The following is a 20,097-nucleotide window of genomic DNA, read 5'->3' on the forward strand; positions in this document are numbered from 1 at the left end:
AGCAAAGCGCGAATGGGCCTAGACTGGCGCGCTACCGCTGCAGTTTTTTGTTTTCTTTGGAGACCACGCTATGTCGGATCAAAGTAATGCAAGCAACAAGTCCACCTCGGCGCTGTATGGGGACAAGGCGCTTCTTGCAGTCATGGCCCTTGGGGCTGCGGTCTCTTTGGCCCTAGGTTTGCAAATGGGCTCGATTGGCTTGGCCTTAGGGCTGAGCTTGTTTCTTCTTCTTGCAGGTTTCGGTCTCCTCTCCATGTCGGGCGGCACCCCCGTCAGCCGCTTTGGCCTGACCACCCTGCTGGTCGCCACGGTGGCTTTGCACATGCAGCTGGCGCAAGGGGCCAGCGAGTCCCACTTTGGCGTATTTGTCGTCATGGGTGTGCTCTTGATTTATGGCGACTGGAAGCTCATTGCGTATGGCGCAGTGCTCTTCATCGTGCACCACTTCGCGTTTGATAGCATGCAAGCCGCCGGGGCTGGCGTGTACTTCGCGGCCGACGCGGCCAACTCCCGGGTGTGGGTCCACGCGCTGTATGTCGTGGCCCAGGCCGTGGTCTGCGCTGCGCTGGCCAACCACCAAAACGAGTTGGCTAATCAAGGCAAAGAACTCTCGCGTTTGGTGGCCGGCATCAACCGGGCCGACGGCATATCCCTGAGCGTGATCGGTGTGCAAACCAGCAGTGAAGGGGGCAGTGCCTTGCGTGCCACGCTAGAGCGCATGGACGCAGCGGTATCGGCCGTGCGCTCTGGCGCATCCAGCATCGAAGTGGCCTCATCTGAGATTGCCAGCGGCAACCAAGACCTGAGCGACCGCACCGAGCAAACCGCCAGCAACCTGCAGCGCACCGCCAGCAGCATGGCCGCGCTCACCAGCACCGTGAAGCAGTCTGCCGACAACGCCCGCCAAGCCAACCAACTGGCCATGAGCGCCAGCACCGTGGCTATTCAAGGTGGCGAGGTAGTAGCGCAGGTGGTCAACACCATGCAGGGCATTAACGAATCCAGCCGCAAGATCTCAGACATCATCAGCGTCATTGACGGCATTGCCTTCCAAACCAACATCTTGGCGCTCAATGCGGCGGTTGAGGCCGCCCGTGCCGGTGAGCAGGGCCGTGGCTTTGCCGTGGTGGCCAGTGAGGTGCGCTCGCTGGCAGGGCGCAGCGCCGAGGCTGCCAAAGAAATCAAGAGCCTCATTGGCGCCAGCGTAGAGCGCGTGGAGCAGGGCACCGCGCTGGTAGACCAAGCCGGTGCCACCATGACCGAGGTGGTCAGCTCCATCAAGCGCGTGACCGATATCATGGGCGAGATCAGCGCCGCCAGCAGCGAACAAGCCGCCGGTGTGGCCGAGGTGGGTGAAGCTGTCACGCAAATGGACCAAGCCACCCAGCAAAACGCCGCACTGGTGGAACAAATGGCCGCTGCGGCCAGCAGCCTCAAAAGCCAAGCGCAAGAGCTGGTACAAACCGTGGCCGTGTTTTCCGCTGGGGCTGGAACGCCCCGTCGCGCGGCTCCGCGCGCAGCGCCCCGTGCCGCCCCTGCGCCGCAGCGCCCAGCCATGAGCGCACCACGCATTGCCGCGCCCAAAGCACCCGCCGCACGCGCGCCCTTGCGTGTAGCCGCCCCTGCTAAGCCTGCCGCCCCCGCACCGCGCTTGGCCGCTGCCAAGTCCGGCCCACCCAAGGTCACGCCCAAGGGCGGGGATGACGCTTGGGAAACCTTTTAAGCCGTTTGCAGCTTAAACACCGGCAGGCGGTCGCCCACATGCACTTGGCGGGCATTGCGCAAGGTTTGTGCGCGCCAGGGTTGCAGGGCCGTGCGTTGCGCATCGTCCATCCAGCCCAACTGGTCTAGCACCTCTACTGCAGCGGCAAACAAGGCGGGCTTGTTGCCATCCAAAATCTTGATCGCAAAGGCCTCGCCCCGGCTCTTGCTGCCCACCACCTGCACCCCGTCGGCCCCCACTTTGGTCACCCAGTCGCCACGGCCCACCGTCATAAAGTCCAGGTCGTTGCGGGCGGTGCCGCTCACCATCTCGGGGTGGCCGGTCATGGCGTCTGACAGCAAGGCAAAGCTCTCGCCAAACTCCGCGTCTTGCGCGCCGCTGGCCAAGCGCGCATAACCATAGGCCAGCTTAGACAAAGGCATGGCGTAGTTGGGCGCCGAGCAGCCGTCAATGCCCATGGGCATGTCTTGCGCGTCCATGCCCACGGCGCGGGCCACCTCGGTGCGAATGGCTTGCTGCAGCGGGTGCATGGGGTCAATGTAGTCGTCCAAGCGCATGCCGTGCAGCACGCAATGCGCCAAAAAGCCCGTGTGCTTGCCGCTGCAGTTGTTGTGGCGCTCATCAAACTTCAGGTCAGCCGGTGGCCCTTGGTCAAGTGCTGCAAACAGGCTAGGCACATGGCAGCCGCAGCGCAGCGCGGTGTAGTCCAGGTCGATCTTGTCCAGCATGCCTTGCGCCTGCATCACATGCATGGGCTCGCCGTTGTGGCTGGCGCACAGTAGCGCAATTTGCGGTTTGCTAAAACCAAAGTGCTGCGGCCCCTTGGCCTGCACAAAGGGCAAGGCTTGCAGCGCCTTCAAGGTGGAGCGGGTAAACGTCACCATGTGCGGGTTGCCCACATGGGCCACCAGCTCGCCTTTGGTGTTCACCACGGCCACCGCACCAAAATGCAGGCACTCGGCCATGCCACCACGGGTCAGCTCAATAAGGGGTTCAAGTTGCACGGCGTGGGCTCCTGGCGGTTGGGCTAATGGGGAAAGGAAAGCGAGGCCCAAGCATAGCCCAGGCAAAAAAAACGCCCTTCAAAAGGGCGTTCGGTTGGCAGCGCAATGCTTACTTGCAATGCACGCGCACAGTGCGGGGCGAGTAAATGCCCAAGGTCACGATGTTCAACATCACGTCAGAGCCGGTTTGCTCTACTTCCACAGCCACCACCTTGTTGGCACCGCCGCACACCTGGGCTGCGTCTACGGTGGTGTTTTGGCCAATGCCGTCTACCCAAAACGTTTGGCTATCGGTCAGCTTGGCAGAGGTCGCCGCCGGCGTCTCCCCGGCAATGTTAAAGCGCTGGTTTGCGCACCCCATCAACAGCACACCAGCACACGCCGTTGCCAACAAAGCTTTCAACATAAGGAGTTCTCCGTAAGGAAGTTTGATCGAACCATGCCGACCCCTAGCGGGCCAAGGGCAAATTCATTATAGGAAGCAAGCCCCAGCCCGTACACCCCGAAGTAGGCCTGTTTTGCAAGCCAGCGTATTGCGCAAATGCGTGGGGTATTCGCCCACGGCACCAGCCCGCGCAACGCTTAAAAGCGGGGCAAGTCAGGGTGCTTGATCTGGCCACCGCGCACCAGCATCTTGCCGTACTCCGCGCAGCGGTGCAGCGTAGGAATTACCTTGCCGGGGTTGAGCAAGCCTTGCGGGTCAAACGCGAGTTTCAGGCCCAGCATCTGCGCGTTTTCTTGCGCGCTGAACTGCACACACATACTGTTGAGCTTTTCAATGCCCACGCCGTGCTCGCCTGTTACTGTGCCACCCATGGCCACGCTGGTCTCCAAAATATCGGCACCAAACAACTCGCAGCGGTGCAGCTGGTCGGGGTCGTTCGCGTCAAACATGATGAGCGGGTGCAAATTGCCATCGCCCGCGTGGAACACATTGGCGCAGCGCAGCTGGTACTTCTTTTCCATCTCGGCAATGGCCAGCAAAATGTCCGCCAAGCGCGAGCGCGGAATGGTGCTGTCCATGCACATGTAGTCGGGGCTAATGCGCCCGCTGGCCGGAAACGCGTTTTTGCGCCCACTCCAAAACCGCAGGCGCTCCGCCTCGTTTTGGCTCACGGCAATGGCGGTGGCGCCATGGCGGCGCAGCACCTCGCTCATTCGGCCAATTTCTTCCTCCACCTCTTCCACCGTGCCATCGCTCTCGCACAGCAAAATGGCCTCGGCGGTCAGGTCATAGCCCGCGTGCACAAAGTCTTCTACCGCTGCGGTCATGGGCTTGTCCATCATCTCTAGCCCCGCCGGAATAATGCCCGCCGCAATCACCGCCGCCACAGCGTCGCCCGCTTTGCGCACATCGTCAAAACTGGCCATGATGCAGCGCGCAATTTGCGGCTTGGGAATCAGCTTGACTGTGACCTCCATGGCCACGGCCAGCATGCCCTCGCTGCCCACCACCACGCTCAGCAAGTCGTAGCCCGCATCGTCCAGCGCGTCCGAGCCAAAGGTCACCGGCTCGCCCTGCATGGTGAAGCCGCGCACCTTTTGCACGTTGTGCAGCGTGAGCCCATATTTCAGGCAATGCACGCCGCCCGAGTTCTCGGCCACATTGCCGCCAATGGTGCAGGCAATCTGGCTACTGGGGTCAGGCGCGTAATACAGGCCATGCGGCGCGGCCGCCTCGCTAATGGCCAGGTTGCGCACGCCACACTGCACCACCGCCGTGCGGCTGCGCGGGTCAATGCGCACAATCTTGTTGAACTTGGCCAGCGACAGCGTCACCCCCAGCGCATGCGGCATGGCCCCGCCCGACAAACCCGTGCCCGCACCGCGCGCCACCACCGGCACGTTCAAGGCATGGCACGCCCGCAGCACCGCCTGCACCTGCGCCTCGGTCTCAGGCAGCGCCACCAAGAGCGGCCGCTCGCGGTAAGCCGTGAGCCCGTCACACTCATAGGGCGTGGTGTCTTCACGCTGGTACAAGAGCGCGTGTGAGGGTAAATGTGCCTCTAGCGCCCGTAGAATATGCGCGAGCAGCTCTTGTTTTAGTAGCGTATCAGGGGCTTGGAGCGTGGGCGTGGCGGTCATAACAGGGCAGGGCTAGGCAAGAGTTGGGCATAGTGAGTTGAAAACCACTGTAAGCCAAATTGCCCGCCCGCTGCGTGAAGAAACTTGCACGGCTTTGTGAAAAGAACAATGCATGGGCAGCGCCAAGCCCATCGACGCACACTATTTAGCACCCATAATGTTGTAAAAAACTATTTCAGGGACGGAGCAACCGGCATGGCAACCCTCTTACCAGCGCTCAGCGCGTGCGTATCGCGCATGACCAGCGGCGAGCGCCGACTGGCCGAGCGGCTAGAAAGCAAGCTCGACGACGACATTGGGCTGCTCAATCAAGTGAGCTGCGAGTGACTATCTCCAGCAAACTGTCAGTCGACTACAGACTTCGCGTCGACGACTTAGACCCCACCAGCAACAAGATCAAGGTCATGACCATTATGGTCAGCAAAGGCTTGGAATTTCCCGTGGTGGCGCCACCCGGCGTGGGGCACATGCCTGCGCCCGGGGAGGACGAGAAGGACGCGGCGGGGGTGCCTTATGTGGCGGCTACGAGGGCTACGCAGAGGTTGGTGATCGGGTCGGGAGGCAACGGGAGATTCCGACGACAGCTAGAACGCCTAACCTTTTAACACTTGAAACTGTTACCCATATATTTTAAACCTCACTTCAAAACTAACCCATCAATTAGTAGAGCAACATATGGACTATGTAGAAAAATCTTATTTCCAAGAAGAACTCGGGAAATCCAACATCTTTAAGTTCTCAGAACTAATGCTTGCGAGGAAAGGAAATTGGATTGAAGCGACAAATGACGAAGCAATAGTAGATCAAAGCCTTATTTCAGCACTAAATGAAAAGCCAAAATCTGGTTACACAAAATTAAACCTTGAAAACGAATGCGTTGTCTTCTTTTGGTTGGCCAAGAATCAATTGGTCGTGAAAGTCAAAGTTAAGAAAGCGACGAGGGCATCAACTATTGAATCAATGCTCCAAGATTTAAAAAGAATATTAAAAGCTGCGAATCTTGAATATGCGGCAAATCATGATTCTCTGACTGGATTACTAAATCGCAACGGCGTTAAATTAGGCATCGAGCAATATTTTCAGCGACTGTCTGTACTAGAAGACGATCAGAACATAGACCAATCCACGTCTGGCAACAACTCGGTGGCTGTTTTTAGTTTTGATATAGATCATTTCAAACAGGTTAACGATACTTTCGGTCATGGGGTTGGCGATTCGATCTTAAGAATATTCTCATCGAGACTCAAGCATGCGAAGTCCCAATTAGAAAAAAGTACTGCGAATACCTTCATTCTTAGTCGGCCGGGCGGCGAAGAGTTTGAACTCATTTCAATTGGCAGTAACCATAGAACTCAATTAAACCAAATTTCAGAATTAATATTAAAAACAATTCGCACGCCATCTATTCCAACCGACCAAGAAATCAGCGAAATAAATCCAGGTGGCGGCGCTACAGAAAATTTCCCAAAGAAGATACTTGCTAGCATTGGCGTGGCCCATGAGGTCTCTACCCACGATGGGACGACAATCGAATCCCTAATGGACAACGTTCGAAAAAAAGCAGATCTCGCTCTTTATAGGGCAAAAAATGATGGGCGGGATTGCGTTAGATACTTTGATGATATTAGCCTTAGTCATGGTCGCGTTATTGAATATCATCCGGCCTCAGACATAGCAGTAATTGATATCGGCAGGACTGTCAATGTTAAACCTGGAGATCTTTACCAAGTCTACTACCCACCGTTTACAGGCGACAAAGATTGCTTCATCGATGACGGGCGAAGCAAAAAGCGCCTAGGCTCATATATACCAATTGAATCAGCCAAAATTCGGGTGCTAAATGCCCAAGAAAATATTAGCACCTGCCTGATCGTTAGTCGGCAGACCGACGAACCGATTCCTACTGGTGCTTTGCTTAGGCGTGTGCCGCTTGGATCAAAGCCGATATTTGTTGAGCCAAGGCATCAAAAACTGAATATAGCAGGAAGTGCGAAACTTGTTGAAAATGTCCAAGATTTAATAGCAAGGCAGTCATTATTGGCAGTACTGTATATTTTTCCTGGATTTCCGCCTTTTCTTGACTTGGAAGCGAGGTCGCTACTCCTTGCTGACTTTGCGGCAGCGATTCACATGATATTTCCTTCTGGAACTGAGATCTTCGCTGGCGATGGCTTTAATGTTTACGTGACATTGAAGGTTTTACCCCCAATTGAATCTGAAGCGGATCCTGACCCGGAGAGTGATCCAGAGACAGATGCCCAGTCTTATATTGAATCGTTAATCAAAAAGCTAGAAACACACACAAAATCACGAGTAGGAATTTTTATGCCAATGTCGACGCCTGCTGGTGTCAACATCACTGCTGATATTGCGCTGCACTTTGCAAGGGCGGCCTTGGTAGCATCAGCTGACAAACCGTTACCCAAGTTTTTCAAACCCTCAGAGACTCTGGCGGAATGGAAAAATCGCGGCAAGGTTGAAGAGTGCCTTGCTGATTACAAAGCATTCAAATCTTATGGAGTGACTGATTCCTCCATGGAAAACCAACTTGGGCTTTCTATTTTGGCTGCGGATGATCCAAATAAATTTCCTTTAGCAGATATTGCTTTCGGCAATGCCCATTCGCAAGAGCCCAAGAATCAGTTCTTTGCTGCGAATGCTGCATTGACAAAGGCCCGACTTGGTAAATTCGATGAGGCATATAAATTATTGAGTTCTATTAGTTTTTCTTTCTTTGAACGTAACCGCGGATCAAGCTACGCTGTTACTTACGGTAAAAGTTCCCTTGAAATGGAAAAAATCGGAAATGTCAGTACAACTGACTTCCATAGCCTTCTACCTAGGCTATTCCCAAAGGGAATGACTATTGGCCCCAACAAGCATCAGATATACAGAACTTGGATGAAGGAGCTTCGGGAAGTTAAGTTAGCCACTTAAATTACAGGATGTGAGCAAATTTTGCTCACAAAACCAGCGTTTGCACGTCCCTGGCGCTGGCTCAGCCTCGCTAGCATGGTTTGCCTGCAGACACACGTGTAAATGGGCTGGCGTTTCAAACGTTTCAGACGCTGTTTTGCTCATTACACGGCCCGCAACAAGCGGGCAAAAGACCCATCCAACCAACAAGACGTGGCCCCCTCCCCATGCACGAAATCATCTGCCCCCATTGCAGCTAAGCCTTCAAGATCGACGAGGCGGGGTACTCCGACAACCTCAAACTGGTGCGCGATGGCGAGTTTGAGCAGCAGCTCAATGGGCGCTAAAAACTAGCTTTGTCACGCTGCTAGTCATAGCGCACACACGTCAAGGAGTTTCGGCCCTTCCCAACTTAGCCAACACCTCCGTCATCCGCTTCTCCCGTGTCTCAGGCCGCTTGGCGCTGTGCAGTCGGTGGTAGATCGTGAACAAGCTTTGACGTTTGAGCGTGGCGTAGAAGGCCAGGGCAGCGGGGTCGTTTTGGAGTGCTGCCAAAAAGTCTTCGGGTATCACCATGGTGGCGCTGCCTGCGTAGGCGCTGGCCCAGCGCCCATCGCTGCGCGCGGCTTCTACTTGCGCCAGGCCAGCGGCTTGCATGCGCCCTTGCGCTATCAACCGCTCGGCATGTTGCACATTCTTTTGCGACCAGTTGGAGCGCTTACGCCGTGGCGTTAGGCGTTGCAGAAACGAGGTTTCGTCCAGTGCTTTGCGCACCCCGTCAATCCAGCCCCATGCGATGGCGGCCACCACGCAGTCGTCCCACGTCACGCTGGGCTGCCCGGTCCCCTTTTTGAAGATGCGCACAAAGAGCTCAGTCTCGCTGGCGTGGTTCACCTGCAGCCACGCGTGAAGCTGCTCGGGCGTTTCAAATGTGAGGTGTGTTGGATTGCTCATGAATTGATAGCTGCTTGCGCTTATTCCACGGGCGCTACTGGCCAATTTTCCTTGCAAGAATCAGTTTCGCTGGAGTTTGCGGCGCAGCTGGCATCGCCACCGAGGGCAGTTGTTTGGGGGCAGAGCTGCAGCGATGTCAAAAGTGTTTTCATTGCAGAATCTCTTGGTTCAAAAGGGCTGGTGCTTCGCATTGTGTGCCCATGCGCACACGGGTCGCCAGCGTATCGTGTGCACATCACAAACCAAAGGACAACTGACCATGCAACTCGGCTACACCATCCTCTACGTTCCCGACGTACCCGCCACGCTCAAGTTTTACCAAGCGGCCTTTGGCCTCACCACGCGGTTTCTGCATGAAAGCGGGGACTACGGCGAGCTAGAGACGGGCAGCACGGCGCTGGCGTTTTCAGCCCACCGCCTGATGCAGCAGCTGGGCAAGAACCCGCAGGCGGCCAACGCCCATGCGCCCAGCTTTGAGATTGCGCTGTGCACGCCCGATGTGCCCGCTGCGCTAGAGCGCGCCGTGGCCGCCGGTGCCACGCCCATGCGCCCGGTGGAGGTCATGCCCTGGGGCCAGACGATTGCCTACGTGGCCGACATCAACGGCTTTTTGGTGGAGCTGTGCACGCCTATGGCGTAGTTACTACGCTTTTAATAGCTGCTTGCGCTTATTCCACGGGCGCTATCGGCTTATTTGTCTCTCAAATTCCGGTCCACTCCGCAAGTTTTTGCTGCAGTTCTTCTTTGCTGGGCAAATAGAGTTGGTATTCCCGGGCGTGGATGTTGGCGTCTTTGGGCAGGGTGATTTCCACCAGCGCCTCGTGCTTCTTCTTGCACAGCACGATGCCCACTGTGGCGGCTTCGGCATCGGTTTTGACGTGGCGGTCAAAGTAGTTCACGTACATCTGCATCTGGCCCAAATCTTGGTGCGTGAGCTTGCCAAGCTTCAGGTCGATGAGCACATAGCAGCGCAGCAGTCGGTTGTAAAACACCAGGTCTACAAAGAAGTGGTCGTCGTCAAAGGTGAAACGCTTTTGACGTGCCTCAAACAGAAAGCCCTTGCCCAGCTCCAGCAAGAAGTGTTCGATCTGGTTGATGATGGCCGCCTCAAGGTCAGACTCTGAAAACCGGGCCTGCTCTGACAGGCCCAAGAACTCCAGAACCAGCGGTTCTTTGAGCAGGTCTTTAGGCTGGCTGACGATCTGCCCTTGTTGGGCCAGTTGGCGAATGCCGTCTTGGTCGCGGCTCAGGGCAAGGCGCTCGTACAGGCCGCTTTGGAACTGGCGGCGCAGCTCGCGCAGCGTCCAGTTCTGGTGGGTGGCCTCGATTTCGTAGAAGCTGCGTTCATCCGCTTTCTTGATGCCCAGCAAGAAGACGTAGTGGGACCAGCTGAGGGAAAACGGGCGTTCAGATTGTCCAGACGCTGTCTGGCCAATCTGAAATGGAGCAGCGCCGCTTTGTAATGCCAATTGTCCAGACGGTGTCTGGACAATTGGTACACGCTCCCGGTAAGCCAGGTAAAAGCTGCGGCAATAAGCGATGTTGCTTCGCCCAAAGCCTTTACCAAACTCTGCTGTTAATCCGTCGGCCAGCAAGTTAAGCAGTGCATCTCCATATGTGGCCCGCTCGACGCCTTGCTGTTCAAACTCAACTATGTGCCGGCCAATCTCAAAGTTGGTGTGCACCTGCACCAGATCAACACCACGGGCGACCGTGTTGCGAGCGGACTCGATCAGCGTGCGGATGTTGGCAAACAGCGTGGACTCGGCCTTGTCTGCGGCGGGAATGGTCGGCGTTTTTTTCATGGCTGCTCCTGTAACAAGGGCTTTTGACACCTCGCCTTTATACTGTATTTATAACCAGTCAAATGGCGCCCAGCTTTGAGTTTGCGCTGTTCACGCCCATGGCGTAGATACTATGCTTTTGATAGCTGCTCGCGCTTATTTCATGGGCGCTAGAGTGCTATTTGGCTACTATTTCGTAGCCCGTGCTGCGTCCGCCACCCTCCAGCTTGCGCAGCACGCCGAGCGCCAGCAGGTCGTTGATGTCGCGCAGCGCCGTGTCTGCCGAGCACTTGCCAATGGCGGCCCACTTGGCGTTGGTGAGCTTGCCTTCCATGCCGTCCAGCACTTTGTTCAGCACCAGCGTTTGCCGTGCGTTCATGGGCGTGCCCGCCCAGCGCTGCCAGAACTGGGCCTTGTCCAATACGCTTGCGAGCAAGCCATCGGCACCTTGCACGGCGCGCAGCAGGCACGCCAAGAACCAGTCCAGCCAAGGTGTCACATCCAGCGTGCCGCACTGGGTGGCCTCTAGCTGGTCGTAATACTGTTTGCGCTCGCGCTGTATTTGGGCGCTGAGGCTGTAGAAGCGCTGGGCTGTGCCTTCTGCACGCGCCAGCGCCATGTCGCCTACGGCGCGGCTGATGCGGCCATTGCCGTCGTCAAACGGGTGCAGGGTGACGAGCCACAGGTGGGCTAGCCCCGCGTGGACAAGGGCGTCGCCCACGGGGGCGGCGTTAAACCATTTCAGAAAGGCAGCAGTCTCTGCGGGTAGCGCATTGGCGGGTGGGGCCTCAAAGTGCACTTTCTCTCGGCCCACGGGGCCAGACACTACTTGCATGGGGCCCGCGGCGTCGTTTCGCCACGCACCCACTTGGATGCGCACCCGGCCGCTGTAGCCGGTGGGGAACAGCGCCGCGTGCCAGCCAAACAGGCGCTCGGCCGTGAGCGGCTGGGCGTGCTGCTGGGTGGCGTCCAGCACCATGTCGACCACGCCGTCCACGTTGCGGTCGGCGGGTGCGAGCGCGCCGATGTCTACGCCCAGCCTGCGGGCGATAGACGAGCGCACGGCGTCCAGGTTCAGCGCTTCGCCTTCAATGGCGCTGGTGGTGATGACTTCTTGGGTGAGTGCTTGCAGCGTGGCCTGGTCGCGCTGCGCCAACCCTAACTCAGCCATGCGGCCCGCCAGATGGCCTTGCGCGCGGTGCACCTGCGCCAGTGGCGCGGCCAGGGCAGCCGCGTCAAACCGCCACTGTGGCCAGTCGGGGCGTTGCCAGAGGTAGGTGCGGCCGCGTGGGGGCTTGTCGGGGAACATGCGGCGATTATGCGGTACATTCGCCGCTTAATGTGCGGTGAATATTGCGCTTATTCACCGCAACGCTTTTTGGAGCGTGCCGTGGCCGACATCAACGGCTTTCTGGTAGAACTCTGCACACCCATGGCATAAAACAAAGGAGCCCCCATGTTCAGCCACATCATTGTTGGTGTTAACGACCTCGAAGCGTCCAAACGCTTTTACGACGCCCTGTTGGGCACCCTGGGCGTCAAGCCCGGTATCAATGTGCACAACGGCATTGTTGGCCGCTACTTCTACCGCACGCCCACCGGATCCTTCGGCATTACCCAGCCGCTCAATGGCGAGCCCGCCACGCACGGCAACGGCAGCACCATCGGCTTCACCATGGCGTCAATCGAGCAGGCCGACGCGTTTCACGCCGCAGGTGTAGCCAACGGCGGCACTACTTGCGAAGACCCACCCGGCTGGCGCGACGGCTCCGTGGGCAAGCTCTACCTAGCCTACCTGCGCGACCCCGACGGCAACAAACTCTGCGCCCTGTTCCGCCCACCCAAGGTGTAGTTGCTGCAGTTTGGATAGCTGCTTGCGCTTGATTGATGGGCGCTAGGGCTCGATTTGGCTCAATTGCGCTGTCAACACAGCCCGCGTAGCCGCATCCGCCGGAAACACATGCTCCACACGCAGGGATGCCAGCGTGATGTCTTGCGGCGTGCCAAAGGTGGAGAACATGCTGAAGAACGCCAGCTCGCCGTGCGGGGTGGCAAAGCGGGTGGTGAGCACCGGCGCCATTTGGCGCGGCCAGGGCTTGAGCACGCGCTTGCCCAGGCGCTTCTGGAGTTGCTGCGCCAGCTGCTCCACGCGGGGCAGTATGTCGGGCACCACGCTGGCGTCGTCGCGCATGTGGGCCAGCAGGGCGGGGGCCACTTCTTCGAGGTTGGTGATGTGCTGCGTCATGCCCTCGGGGTGCAGCATGGCGTCGATCATGTTGATGGGCGTGCCGGGTGGCACATCGGCCAGCCAGGGCATGAGGGTGGTGGCCAGCCACTGGGCGCCACGGTTCATTTGCAGCACGTTCCACGCGGCGTCCATCACCATGGCGGGCATGGGGTCGTGCGCTTGCAGCAAGCGGCCCAGTGCCTCGCGCACCGGGGCCAGCACGGCGTCTGCCAGCTCGCTGCCACGGTAGACCGGGGCAAACCCGGCCTGTTGCAGCGCCACGTTGCGCAGCGCCAGCGGTGCTTGCAGCTCGTGCAACCAGCTCAGCAGCAGCTCCCGGCTGGGCTGGGCGCGGCCGCTCTCCACAAAGCTCACATGCCGCTGGCTCACGCCCATACGCAGGGCCAGTTCTAGCTGGCTCAGGCGCTTGGACTTGCGCGCAGTTTGTAGCGTGGTTTGCAGGCTATCGGGCAAGCTATCTGGCAGGCGGGCGGTGCTGGGGTCCATAGCACCATTGAATCACAGGGCTGCGCGTTCGCAATTACCTGCCACGTAATTGCGGCTATGCAAATGCCTGCGCACACTTGGCGGGTCGGCGTTTGTTGCAGACACCACTACACAAGGAATATTTATGAACAAAGCTCTGTTGAGCACCGTACTGATAGCTTTTGGTGCCCTGACCGTCTACACCCTGGCGCACTACGGCGGCCTGCTTGAGTGGTTGGCGTTTTACACGCGTGACCCAGCCAGCTGGCAGATATTTGCCGACCTGGTGATCACCATGTGCTTGCTGCTGGTCTTCATCCGCCGCGACGCCCAAGCCACAGGCCGCCCCTTTGTGCCTTGGGCCATAGCCTGCCTCGCCCTCGGTTCATTTGGCCCGCTGCTGTACTTCATCACGGCGAAGAAGCGGCTTGCTTGATGCGCGCAATTGGCGTGGCTAGCCCAAGTGCGCCAAGTTCTCCGCACATATTTGCCTGAACCCGGCCGAGATGCGCGCATCGTTTGCCGCCGCGGCCCAGAACGTGCGCGCTAGTGCTATGGCGCGGGGCCATTCGGGCAGTGTGGCGGCCGTGGGTTGTAGGGGGCGCTCGGCAAAGTTGCGCGGTACCAACTCGCCGCCTACGGGGGCGTAGAGCATAGGCAGCATGTCGTAGGCGGGGGACAGCACCCAGTCGTCGTCTTGCAGCAGCAGAGAGATGTTGCCGTAGTGGCGGTCGGTGTTGGCGATGAGCACGCCATAGGCTTCCAGCAGGCGCAGGGTGCGGGCGTCGTCGGGGCGCAGCAACTGGCGCTCTTGCATGCGGTCGGCAGTGGCGGCCCAGTTGTCCATGGCGCCCACGTATTCAGCGTCGTACACCATCAGCGACACCATGCCGACGCGGCCAACCGGGCCGCCTCCATGGCCGGGGCCTTGGGCGGTGCGGTCAAAGCGCTCGGCCTCAAGAAACACGCGACCCGCGCCGGTGCATATCTGCGTTGTGGCTGCCGACACCCCGGCGTTGGCCAGCGTTTGCAAGGCCAGGTGTTCACACACCAACAGGTCGCGCGTGCGCTGGTCGGCAGGTGCGCCGCCCGCGGGTGAGAACTTCACCAGCACCGGGCGTCCGGCGGTGATGGCGCAAAACTTGGGCTGCTCGCCCCCGGCAGATGAGCCACCCAAGGTGCCTTGCATGGCCGCGTCGGCCAAGGCAGGGTAGTCCTCACTGGAGGCGGCGCGGCTGGCGCGGTCGGCCAGGGTGTGGAAGCGCGCAAAGGCAGGCTCGCCCACCACCAGGTTGCCCGGCAGGTCATCCCCATACAGGGCCAAGGCGCGCAGCACGTCGTCATCACTCCAGTAGCGCGGGTCATTGCCCAGCTGTAAATCGGGGTGGCTGTGCGCAAAGGTGCGGCCCATAAAACCTTGGGGGCGCATATCGTCCAGAAACCAGGGTAGGCCATCAAAACGCTTGCTCAGTCCGTCTTCTTCGTCCACCCACACCGCGCCGCCTGCCAATGGCACGAGCTTGGCAAAAGGGCTGGCTTGGCCTTGTGCGTCGATGCGCATCACCGCAATGCTGCGCCCCACGTCGCGCACCGTGCGTGGCAACACATACCGCTGCTTACGCGCAGCGCCTACTTTGAGCACCTGGCCCGACTGAATCAGCGGCGCCATGGCCCGCGACACCGTGGGCTGGCTCACGCCAAGCTGGGCTTGCAGCTCAGCGCTGGTCAGCACGCTGCCTTGGCGCATCAAGGCCTGAAGAATGGCTTGGGTGAGGTCCGCAGGCTTGGGCATGAATAATTATATGAATAGATACTTTTTAACAAAATTCTATTTATAACAATGGCTTAGCTGCAACTGTGAATAGATTTTAATGGCCTGTGAATGGCAAGTTGTAGCTACGCCGCCCGAATGTCCGCCACGTTGCGGTTCATCCAGTGGCGTACGGCGTGCTGGTACAGCCAGCGCTTGATGCCCGACAGATTGGTGCCGTGGGCGGCATAGAAGTCGTCGGGCGCGGGGAAGACTCCGTAGTCGTGGTTGATGCCGTCTTTTTGGATGTAGGTGTCGGTGCCGCACCAGTCCACGCCGGGCTTTTGCAGGTTGGGGGTGGCAGCGCCAAAGCCGCAAAACGGGCCGCTGTGCCCGGCAAACTTGAGTTGCAGCGCGCGCAGGTAAGCGCGGTCCAAGATAAAGCCCTCTAGGTTGACCCAGCGCCCGTCAAACCACACCTCCACCCAGCTGTGGATGATGCTGGGCGGCGCTAGCCAGTAGGCCACGCCGGTAATGGCGCCGCGCTGCAAACGCTTGTGGATGGTGAAGCCATGAAAGCGGCAGGGCACGCCCAGTGCGCGCAGCAGCGCCATCAAGAGCGTGCCTTTGGTGTTGCACTGGCCCATGCCATCGGCCAGCACCTGCGAGGCCCGTAAGTCGTCAGCCGCGTTGTAGCCAAACGCTACCTCGTCCCGCACAAACGCATAGGCCGCCCCAATGCGCTCAAACACCGGCAGGCCTCGCCATGTGCGCGTGTCAATCAGCAGTTGAATGCTGGCGTGTTGGTAGTCCAGCAGCGCGGTGGGCTGGGTCAGGGGTTTGAGCAACCCCGATTCGTGTAATTGCGGCTCCATGTGAACGCTCCAATGCAAAAGTGAAAGGCAGATAAGGCATTGGGCAGCCTGTAGCCACTTTAGAGTCAAGCGGGCGCGCATGGTGCCAAAGTCCAGCATATCGGCCATAAAGCGCACTTGGTCGAGGCAGGTGTCGAGCACATAGTCGACCCAGGCGATCAGGGCTTGCTCGCTGAGCTTGCCGCGTCCGTCTAGGTCACCACGGCGCAGGCTGTCGGCGTCAGACAGCAGAGCGTAATAGCGCTAGGTGCTGCTTGCAAATCCTCGTAGTGGCGACCACAGGCCACCGGTGTAGCCCATACTGGTAAGCCAAGTGTGGGTGTGCAGCCGCATGACACGTCCATTGCCGTCTACAAACGGGTGCACCCATGCCAGTCGCTGCTTTGCCGCGAGCGCGGCGTTGTGCGAAAAGTCTTGCCGTAGTGCTTGGTCAGTCTCGTGTGGCCGCGTGTGTTGGCCTTCTATACGGTTGGTGTAGTACGCGTTCATGCTGCGCAAAAGGGCGCGCAGTTCAGGTGGCACCCGGGTCCCGGTTAGTAGTGTGGCGGTGCGAGAAAGGTCGTGTGCCTTGGCAAGCAGGGGCTCCATGCGGGAGTCTGCTGGCATGAGCGGTTCAAACTGATGGATTTGCGAATACATCCATCCGTTCTGCCAACTTTGACAAGTTTGTAAACAAATGAATTTAAACGATTATTTCTAACTATTGCCAACTTAAATGCGCTTATCCCTGCGAGCGCGCTGTGCTGGCTGTGCCATGCTCACTCCACCAAGCGCGAGTACCCAATGCCGCCGCCTTTTTCTACGCGGATCTGGGCAGGAATGCGCTCTTTGAGCGCTTCTACAGGCTGATGATGCCGATCATCTTGCCGCTGGCGTTGAGCGAGTCTAGGGCGGTGCGCGCACCATTGCCCTCGTCTTTGTCGGTGTCTAGCAATGCGGAATCACTCATGGGGATGTACTCATAGAAGTTGTGTAGGTCGGGGTGGCGTCGGTGGTGGCCTTGCGCCCTGCCAGGCGCTGTGCGTTGTCGGCCTGGGCGAGGGCTTTGGCATAGGCATCCGCCCGGTTGCCAAAAAACATGCGCCGGAACTTGAACAGGCCGTAGCCGTTTGCGCTGTACTCGTTGAACGCATCTCCTATAAAGCCCGCCAGCGCGTCGTGCACATAGGTATCAAAAAACGCAACCACCGCCGGGGGCACCGTCGGGACATGGCCCGCGCTGGCGCTGGCATCGCCATCGACCAGCGCATGCAGCAGCTCGGCCACATCCAGCTCGGGGTGGTCTGCATTGCGCAGCAGCACGCCGCCGTCTTTTTGCAAGCGCAGGCGCAGCCGTGCCCATTCCAGGGTCACTTGTACAGCGGCAGGCGGGTTGATGATGCGTTCGGCCTTTTCCATGCGCAGCAGCACGGCTTCGGCTGCGTTGGGCACGCGGATGGCACCCATGCGCGGCGCATCGCGGGCCACCACCGCACGCGCCGCAGCGCCCGCGCGGGACAGCGCCTCTGCCAGATCGTTCTGCGTCTGTAGCATCAGCTTGCGCTCGGCCTCGGTGGCGGCGCGCACAAAGCTGCGATGGCCGTAGGCCTCGCGGCAGGCGATGCGGTAGCGCAGGTACCAAGCCCAGTGGGCGCGGTGCTGCTGCTCCACCGAGCCCGGCGCCACCCCCACCGCCTGCAGATAGGCCTGGTGCGCGGCCACAGCCTCTGCGCTGGGGATGAGGTTGTCGTAATAGCCCTGGCCTTTCGCTTTCAACACATTCAGGCGATACAGCGGCACCCCCCAACTCAGCGCCGCGTTGTACATGGCCATGCCGGGTATGCGGGCCAGCCCATCGCGCTTGCCCTGGGCGCTGCGGGTGTAGCCACCGCCCCCCACATCCGAGTGCGAGCCGGGGTACACACTTTCGCGCACGTTGGGGGGGTAGGCTGCGTCCACCCGCACGCTGTCGCAGGGGAAGCTGGCGCGCACCTCGTGGGCCGCCACATAGTGTTCGCAGTGTTTGACGGCGGGGTGGATTTGCAGGTTGTCGTCCGCCCAGGCGTAGTGGCCGTCGGATTCGAGCGCTTTGTTACCCGCCACCGTGCCACCCACGCCCACCGAGGCCACGGTGTCAAACAAGCCCATAAAGCGCACTTGCAGCGGAACACCGGCAAACAGGTAAGTCGCGGTACGCGCATCACTGCCCTGCTGCTCGCACAGGCCGTAAAGCCAGTTCACCCAGGCGCGGGCTTGGGCGGCCCCGCGCGAGAAGCCGAATACGTCCACCACGATGCGGTCTAGCCCGGGCTTGGTGGAGACCTTCAGGTTGGCTTTGAGCTGCTGCTGCAGCAAGGCAAAGTGGCGTTGCCGCTCAGGGGGCATCATGCCCTGGAGCATTAGGGTTCTTGACGGGCTTGCGCTGGCAGGAATCAGCGTCCGCGTGATGGCATAGTCATTCACCGCATTGAACACTTGCAACAAACCCCACAGAATGCGTTGTTCACCCCCTGCCCCCAGAGCACCGCCCCCTATACTGCCTACATCACCAATGTCCTCAAACGGCGTGCCTACTCCGGGGGCGTAAAACTTGTATAGCCCGTCGGTGGCTTGGGCACCCTTCATCCCGTCTTTGTAGGCGTAGAACAAGCGCACCACGTTGCTGGGCTTTTGCTGCTCTAGGGGCACATTGCCGTTGTCGTAGTCCAGCTTCTCGTTGTTGCCGGTGCCGTCAAAGAACATGCCGACATACACATTGCCGCTGCAGCTCAGCACCGGGGATGCCAGCTTGGCATACTGCTGCACGGCGCGCATGCGCTCGGCAGGTGTGAGGGTGGGCGTGGGCACGCTGCCTGCCGGGCAGCTTTGGGCGGGTGCGGGTGGTGTGTTGGAGGTGGTGCTCATGGTTGGGCGGAGGGCTGAGTGGCGGGTTGAACAGCAGGCGAGGGAGTGGCCTGCACGGCATCGGGCGGCGTGGGGGCATCCCAGCGCAAATCGGCGGGGTAGTCAGGGTGGCGAATCCCCAAGGGCGTGACCAGCACTTTGACTTTGTGGTCGGGGAAGAAGTGCACTGCCAAGCGGTCGATGTCGTTTTGCTTGTACCGGGGGAGTTCGACTTCGGCTTCTTGGGGCGGCGGTGCGGGCGGCAACTCGGTGCCCCCTTGGTACACCCAGCGCACCTTGACCTTGATGCCGGGGCGCCACTGGCTGGGGATGGTGGTGCAGCAGGTGGTTCCACCGCCGCCGCTTTCGGGAAGCAGCATCATTCCCATGCTGCCATTGACACTGAAGGTGTAGATGGAGCGGTTGCTGGTGTGGTTGTAGCCTGTGACCCCCGCGCTAGAGGTTGGCTCCGCGCAACCGGTCAGGGCGGCCAGGGCCAAGACTGCGGCCATGGGCGCCAAAGCCTTGCGCACGCCGTGGGCCATGCGCTTGAGACTGCGGGTGCATCGCGTGTGCAAACTGTGTAGGGTGGATTTACTACGGTTTTGATAGCTTCTAGCCCACATTCCATGAGCGCAAGAGGCTGATTTGGCTTCTAGGTCAAGCTCGTGGGCGGCCACACAGTGTTCGCAGTGGGTCACTGCGGGGTGGATTTGCAGCGTGTCATCCGCCCAGGCGTGGTGGCCGTCGGATGCGAGCGCTTTGTTGCCTGCCGCGCAGCTTTGGGCGGGTGCGGGTGGTGTGTTGGAGGTGGTGCTCATGGTTGGGCGGAGGGCTGAGTGGCGGGTTGAACAGCAGGCGAGGGAATGGCCTGTACGGCATCCGGCGGCGTGGGTGCATCCCAGCGCAAATCGGCGGGGTAGTCAGGGTGGCGAATCCCCAAGGGCGTGACAAGCACTTTGACTTTGTGGTCGGAGAAGAAGTGCACTGCCAAGCGGTCGATGTCGTTTTGCTTGTACCGGGGGAGCTCGACTTCGGCTTCGCGCACCTCGGGTTGAGGAGCGGGAATGTCGCGGAAGTTTTGGTATTCCCAACGCACCTTGACCTTGATGCCGGGACGCCACTGGCTGGGGATGCTGGTGCAGCAGACGGTTCCACCGCCGCCCTCTTCAGGACCCAAAGGCATACCCATGCTGCCATTGACACTGAAGGTGTAGATGGAGCGGTTGCTGGTGTGGTTGTAGCCTGTGACCCCCGCGCTGGAGGTTGGCTCCGCGCAACCGATCAGTGCGGCCAGGGCCAAGGTTGCGCAAGTGAATGCACGCTGAGTATTTCGTTGCATCGTTAGCCCCTTCATTCAAATACCGCACGCGGTAAACAGTAGCCACCGCCCTCGCGCCGCCCGCTGAAGCCGATGGCTTTGGCCTTGAC

Annotated in this window: 20 protein-coding genes; 7 read left to right on the plus strand and 13 right to left on the minus strand. The window is 59.5% G+C overall.

The genetic code is table 11. The features are described 5' to 3' along the window. Positions 1-70: 70 nt before the first annotated feature. Entirely contained in the window at positions 71-1,723 is a 1,653-nt protein-coding gene (locus tag EXZ61_RS01260) for a methyl-accepting chemotaxis protein (RefSeq protein ID WP_142808363.1), read from the plus strand. Here the strand turns inward: EXZ61_RS01260 and EXZ61_RS01265 are convergent. The 3 genes from EXZ61_RS01265 to EXZ61_RS01275 all read right to left on the minus strand — a co-directional run bounded on the left by EXZ61_RS01265 (position 1,720) and on the right by EXZ61_RS01275 (position 4,812). After that, the gene (locus tag EXZ61_RS01265) at positions 1,720-2,727 is read right to left on the minus strand and encodes an asparaginase (protein ID WP_142808364.1); all 1,008 of its coding nucleotides are present in this window, start codon (positions 2,725-2,727) and stop codon (positions 1,720-1,722) included. The genes EXZ61_RS01260 and EXZ61_RS01265 overlap by 4 nt on opposite strands. Before the next feature lie 109 nt (positions 2,728-2,836). Continuing rightward, positions 2,837-3,133, minus strand: coding sequence for a Bor family protein (locus EXZ61_RS01270; RefSeq protein WP_142808365.1), 297 nt, complete (start codon positions 3,131-3,133; stop codon positions 2,837-2,839). Positions 3,134-3,309: 176 nt separating this feature from the next. Next, positions 3,310-4,812 (minus strand): FAD-linked oxidase C-terminal domain-containing protein, encoded by a 1,503-nt coding sequence (locus EXZ61_RS01275; RefSeq protein WP_142808366.1) that lies wholly within the window; start codon positions 4,810-4,812, stop codon positions 3,310-3,312. Positions 4,813-5,007: 195 nt separating this feature from the next. On the opposite strand from EXZ61_RS01275, the gene EXZ61_RS22325 reads away from it, so the two are divergent. From EXZ61_RS22325 to EXZ61_RS01285, 3 genes are all read left to right on the plus strand, one after another. After that, positions 5,008-5,139, plus strand: coding sequence for a hypothetical protein (locus EXZ61_RS22325; RefSeq protein ID WP_281063817.1), 132 nt, complete (start codon positions 5,008-5,010; stop codon positions 5,137-5,139). Next, entirely contained in the window at positions 5,136-5,417 is a 282-nt protein-coding gene (locus EXZ61_RS01280) for a 3'-5' exonuclease (RefSeq protein WP_237219050.1), read from the plus strand. The genes EXZ61_RS22325 and EXZ61_RS01280 overlap by 4 nt, the downstream gene beginning before the upstream one ends. Before the next feature lie 70 nt (positions 5,418-5,487). Further along, complete coding sequence (locus tag EXZ61_RS01285) at positions 5,488-7,749, plus strand: GGDEF domain-containing protein (protein WP_142808367.1); 2,262 nt, start codon at positions 5,488-5,490, stop codon at positions 7,747-7,749. A gap of 366 nt (positions 7,750-8,115) precedes the next feature. Here EXZ61_RS01285 and EXZ61_RS01290 read toward each other — a convergent pair whose 3' ends face one another. Continuing rightward, a complete protein-coding gene (locus tag EXZ61_RS01290; protein ID WP_142808368.1) occupies positions 8,116-8,682 on the minus strand; it encodes a YdeI/OmpD-associated family protein in 567 nt (188 codons plus the stop codon). A gap of 259 nt (positions 8,683-8,941) precedes the next feature. Between EXZ61_RS01290 and EXZ61_RS01295 the strand changes: the two genes are divergently transcribed. Next, on the plus strand, positions 8,942-9,322 hold the full coding sequence (locus EXZ61_RS01295; protein WP_142808369.1) for a VOC family protein: 381 nt from the start codon (positions 8,942-8,944) through the stop codon (positions 9,320-9,322). Positions 9,323-9,383: 61 nt separating this feature from the next. Here EXZ61_RS01295 and EXZ61_RS01300 read toward each other — a convergent pair whose 3' ends face one another. After that, a complete protein-coding gene (locus EXZ61_RS01300; protein WP_142808370.1) occupies positions 9,384-10,487 on the minus strand; it encodes a PDDEXK nuclease domain-containing protein in 1,104 nt (367 codons plus the stop codon). A 157-nt stretch (positions 10,488-10,644) separates the two neighbouring features. Continuing rightward, positions 10,645-11,775: a Fic family protein gene (locus tag EXZ61_RS01305; RefSeq protein ID WP_142808371.1), complete on the minus strand. Its 1,131-nt coding sequence runs from the start codon at positions 11,773-11,775 to the stop codon at positions 10,645-10,647. Positions 11,776-11,922: 147 nt separating this feature from the next. Here EXZ61_RS01305 and EXZ61_RS01310 point away from each other — a divergent pair, with 147 nt between their 5' ends. Beyond that, complete coding sequence (locus tag EXZ61_RS01310; protein WP_142808372.1) at positions 11,923-12,318, plus strand: VOC family protein; 396 nt, start codon at positions 11,923-11,925, stop codon at positions 12,316-12,318. A gap of 42 nt (positions 12,319-12,360) precedes the next feature. On the opposite strand, the gene EXZ61_RS01315 is transcribed toward EXZ61_RS01310, so the two are convergent. Beyond that, entirely contained in the window at positions 12,361-13,200 is an 840-nt protein-coding gene (locus tag EXZ61_RS01315) for a helix-turn-helix transcriptional regulator (RefSeq protein WP_142808373.1), read from the minus strand. A gap of 124 nt (positions 13,201-13,324) precedes the next feature. Here EXZ61_RS01315 and EXZ61_RS01320 point away from each other — a divergent pair, with 124 nt between their 5' ends. Further along, positions 13,325-13,615, plus strand: a complete 291-nt coding sequence (locus EXZ61_RS01320) for a hypothetical protein (protein WP_142808374.1) — start codon at positions 13,325-13,327, stop codon at positions 13,613-13,615. An 18-nt stretch (positions 13,616-13,633) separates the two neighbouring features. Here EXZ61_RS01320 and yjjJ read toward each other — a convergent pair whose 3' ends face one another. The 6 genes from yjjJ to EXZ61_RS01350 form a co-directional block, all read right to left on the minus strand. Beyond that, positions 13,634-14,971 carry a type II toxin-antitoxin system HipA family toxin YjjJ gene (yjjJ, locus tag EXZ61_RS01325; RefSeq protein ID WP_142808375.1) on the minus strand — a complete coding sequence of 446 codons (1,338 nt, stop codon included), beginning with the start codon at positions 14,969-14,971 and terminating at the stop codon, positions 13,634-13,636. A 104-nt stretch (positions 14,972-15,075) separates the two neighbouring features. After that, positions 15,076-15,804, minus strand: coding sequence for a transglutaminase-like domain-containing protein (locus EXZ61_RS01330; RefSeq protein WP_142814045.1), 729 nt, complete (start codon positions 15,802-15,804; stop codon positions 15,076-15,078). A gap of 243 nt (positions 15,805-16,047) precedes the next feature. Then, a complete protein-coding gene (locus EXZ61_RS22035) occupies positions 16,048-16,410 on the minus strand; it encodes a Fic family protein (protein ID WP_237219051.1) in 363 nt (120 codons plus the stop codon). A gap of 339 nt (positions 16,411-16,749) precedes the next feature. Beyond that, complete coding sequence (locus EXZ61_RS01340; RefSeq protein WP_142808376.1) at positions 16,750-18,687, minus strand: T6SS phospholipase effector Tle1-like catalytic domain-containing protein; 1,938 nt, start codon at positions 18,685-18,687, stop codon at positions 16,750-16,752. Next, entirely contained in the window at positions 18,684-19,487 is an 804-nt protein-coding gene (locus EXZ61_RS01345; RefSeq protein WP_142808377.1) for a DUF3304 domain-containing protein, read from the minus strand. Before EXZ61_RS01345 ends, EXZ61_RS01340 begins: the two co-directional genes overlap by 4 nt. Beyond that, positions 19,484-20,008 carry a DUF3304 domain-containing protein gene (locus tag EXZ61_RS01350; protein ID WP_168224664.1) on the minus strand — a complete coding sequence of 175 codons (525 nt, stop codon included), beginning with the start codon at positions 20,006-20,008 and terminating at the stop codon, positions 19,484-19,486. Before EXZ61_RS01350 ends, EXZ61_RS01345 begins: the two co-directional genes overlap by 4 nt. Between the last annotated feature and the right edge of the window lie 89 nt (positions 20,009-20,097).

Origin of the sequence: Rhodoferax aquaticus (assembly GCF_006974105.1) — a bacterium.
Lineage (GTDB): Bacteria > Pseudomonadota > Gammaproteobacteria > Burkholderiales > Burkholderiaceae_C > Allorhodoferax > Allorhodoferax aquaticus_A.

What these genes read in the sequence shown, in the direction of transcription:
- EXZ61_RS01270 (WP_142808365.1), bottom strand. Translation starts at nt 3,133, where the DNA reads ATGTTGAAAGCTTTGTTGGCAACGGCGTGTGCTGGTGTGCTGTTGATG.
- EXZ61_RS22035 (WP_237219051.1), bottom strand. Translation starts at nt 16,410, where the DNA reads ATGCCAGCAGACTCCCGCATGGAGCCCCTGCTTGCCAAGGCACACGAC.
- EXZ61_RS01340 (WP_142808376.1), bottom strand. Translation starts at nt 18,687, where the DNA reads ATGAGCACCACCTCCAACACACCACCCGCACCCGCCCAAAGCTGCCCG.
- EXZ61_RS01330 (WP_142814045.1), bottom strand. Translation starts at nt 15,804, where the DNA reads ATGGAGCCGCAATTACACGAATCGGGGTTGCTCAAACCCCTGACCCAG.
- EXZ61_RS22325 (WP_281063817.1), top strand. Translation starts at nt 5,008, where the DNA reads ATGGCAACCCTCTTACCAGCGCTCAGCGCGTGCGTATCGCGCATGACC.
- EXZ61_RS01345 (WP_142808377.1), bottom strand. Translation starts at nt 19,487, where the DNA reads ATGAGCACCACCTCCAACACACCACCCGCACCCGCCCAAAGCTGCGCG.
- yjjJ (WP_142808375.1), bottom strand. Translation starts at nt 14,971, where the DNA reads ATGCCCAAGCCTGCGGACCTCACCCAAGCCATTCTTCAGGCCTTGATG.
- EXZ61_RS01305 (WP_142808371.1), bottom strand. Translation starts at nt 11,775, where the DNA reads ATGTTCCCCGACAAGCCCCCACGCGGCCGCACCTACCTCTGGCAACGC.
- EXZ61_RS01295 (WP_142808369.1), top strand. Translation starts at nt 8,942, where the DNA reads ATGCAACTCGGCTACACCATCCTCTACGTTCCCGACGTACCCGCCACG.
- EXZ61_RS01310 (WP_142808372.1), top strand. Translation starts at nt 11,923, where the DNA reads ATGTTCAGCCACATCATTGTTGGTGTTAACGACCTCGAAGCGTCCAAA.
- EXZ61_RS01300 (WP_142808370.1), bottom strand. Translation starts at nt 10,487, where the DNA reads ATGAAAAAAACGCCGACCATTCCCGCCGCAGACAAGGCCGAGTCCACG.
- EXZ61_RS01285 (WP_142808367.1), top strand. Translation starts at nt 5,488, where the DNA reads ATGGACTATGTAGAAAAATCTTATTTCCAAGAAGAACTCGGGAAATCC.
- EXZ61_RS01290 (WP_142808368.1), bottom strand. Translation starts at nt 8,682, where the DNA reads ATGAGCAATCCAACACACCTCACATTTGAAACGCCCGAGCAGCTTCAC.
- EXZ61_RS01350 (WP_168224664.1), bottom strand. Translation starts at nt 20,008, where the DNA reads ATGCAACGAAATACTCAGCGTGCATTCACTTGCGCAACCTTGGCCCTG.
- EXZ61_RS01260 (WP_142808363.1), top strand. Translation starts at nt 71, where the DNA reads ATGTCGGATCAAAGTAATGCAAGCAACAAGTCCACCTCGGCGCTGTAT.
- EXZ61_RS01275 (WP_142808366.1), bottom strand. Translation starts at nt 4,812, where the DNA reads ATGACCGCCACGCCCACGCTCCAAGCCCCTGATACGCTACTAAAACAA.
- EXZ61_RS01320 (WP_142808374.1), top strand. Translation starts at nt 13,325, where the DNA reads ATGAACAAAGCTCTGTTGAGCACCGTACTGATAGCTTTTGGTGCCCTG.
- EXZ61_RS01315 (WP_142808373.1), bottom strand. Translation starts at nt 13,200, where the DNA reads ATGGACCCCAGCACCGCCCGCCTGCCAGATAGCTTGCCCGATAGCCTG.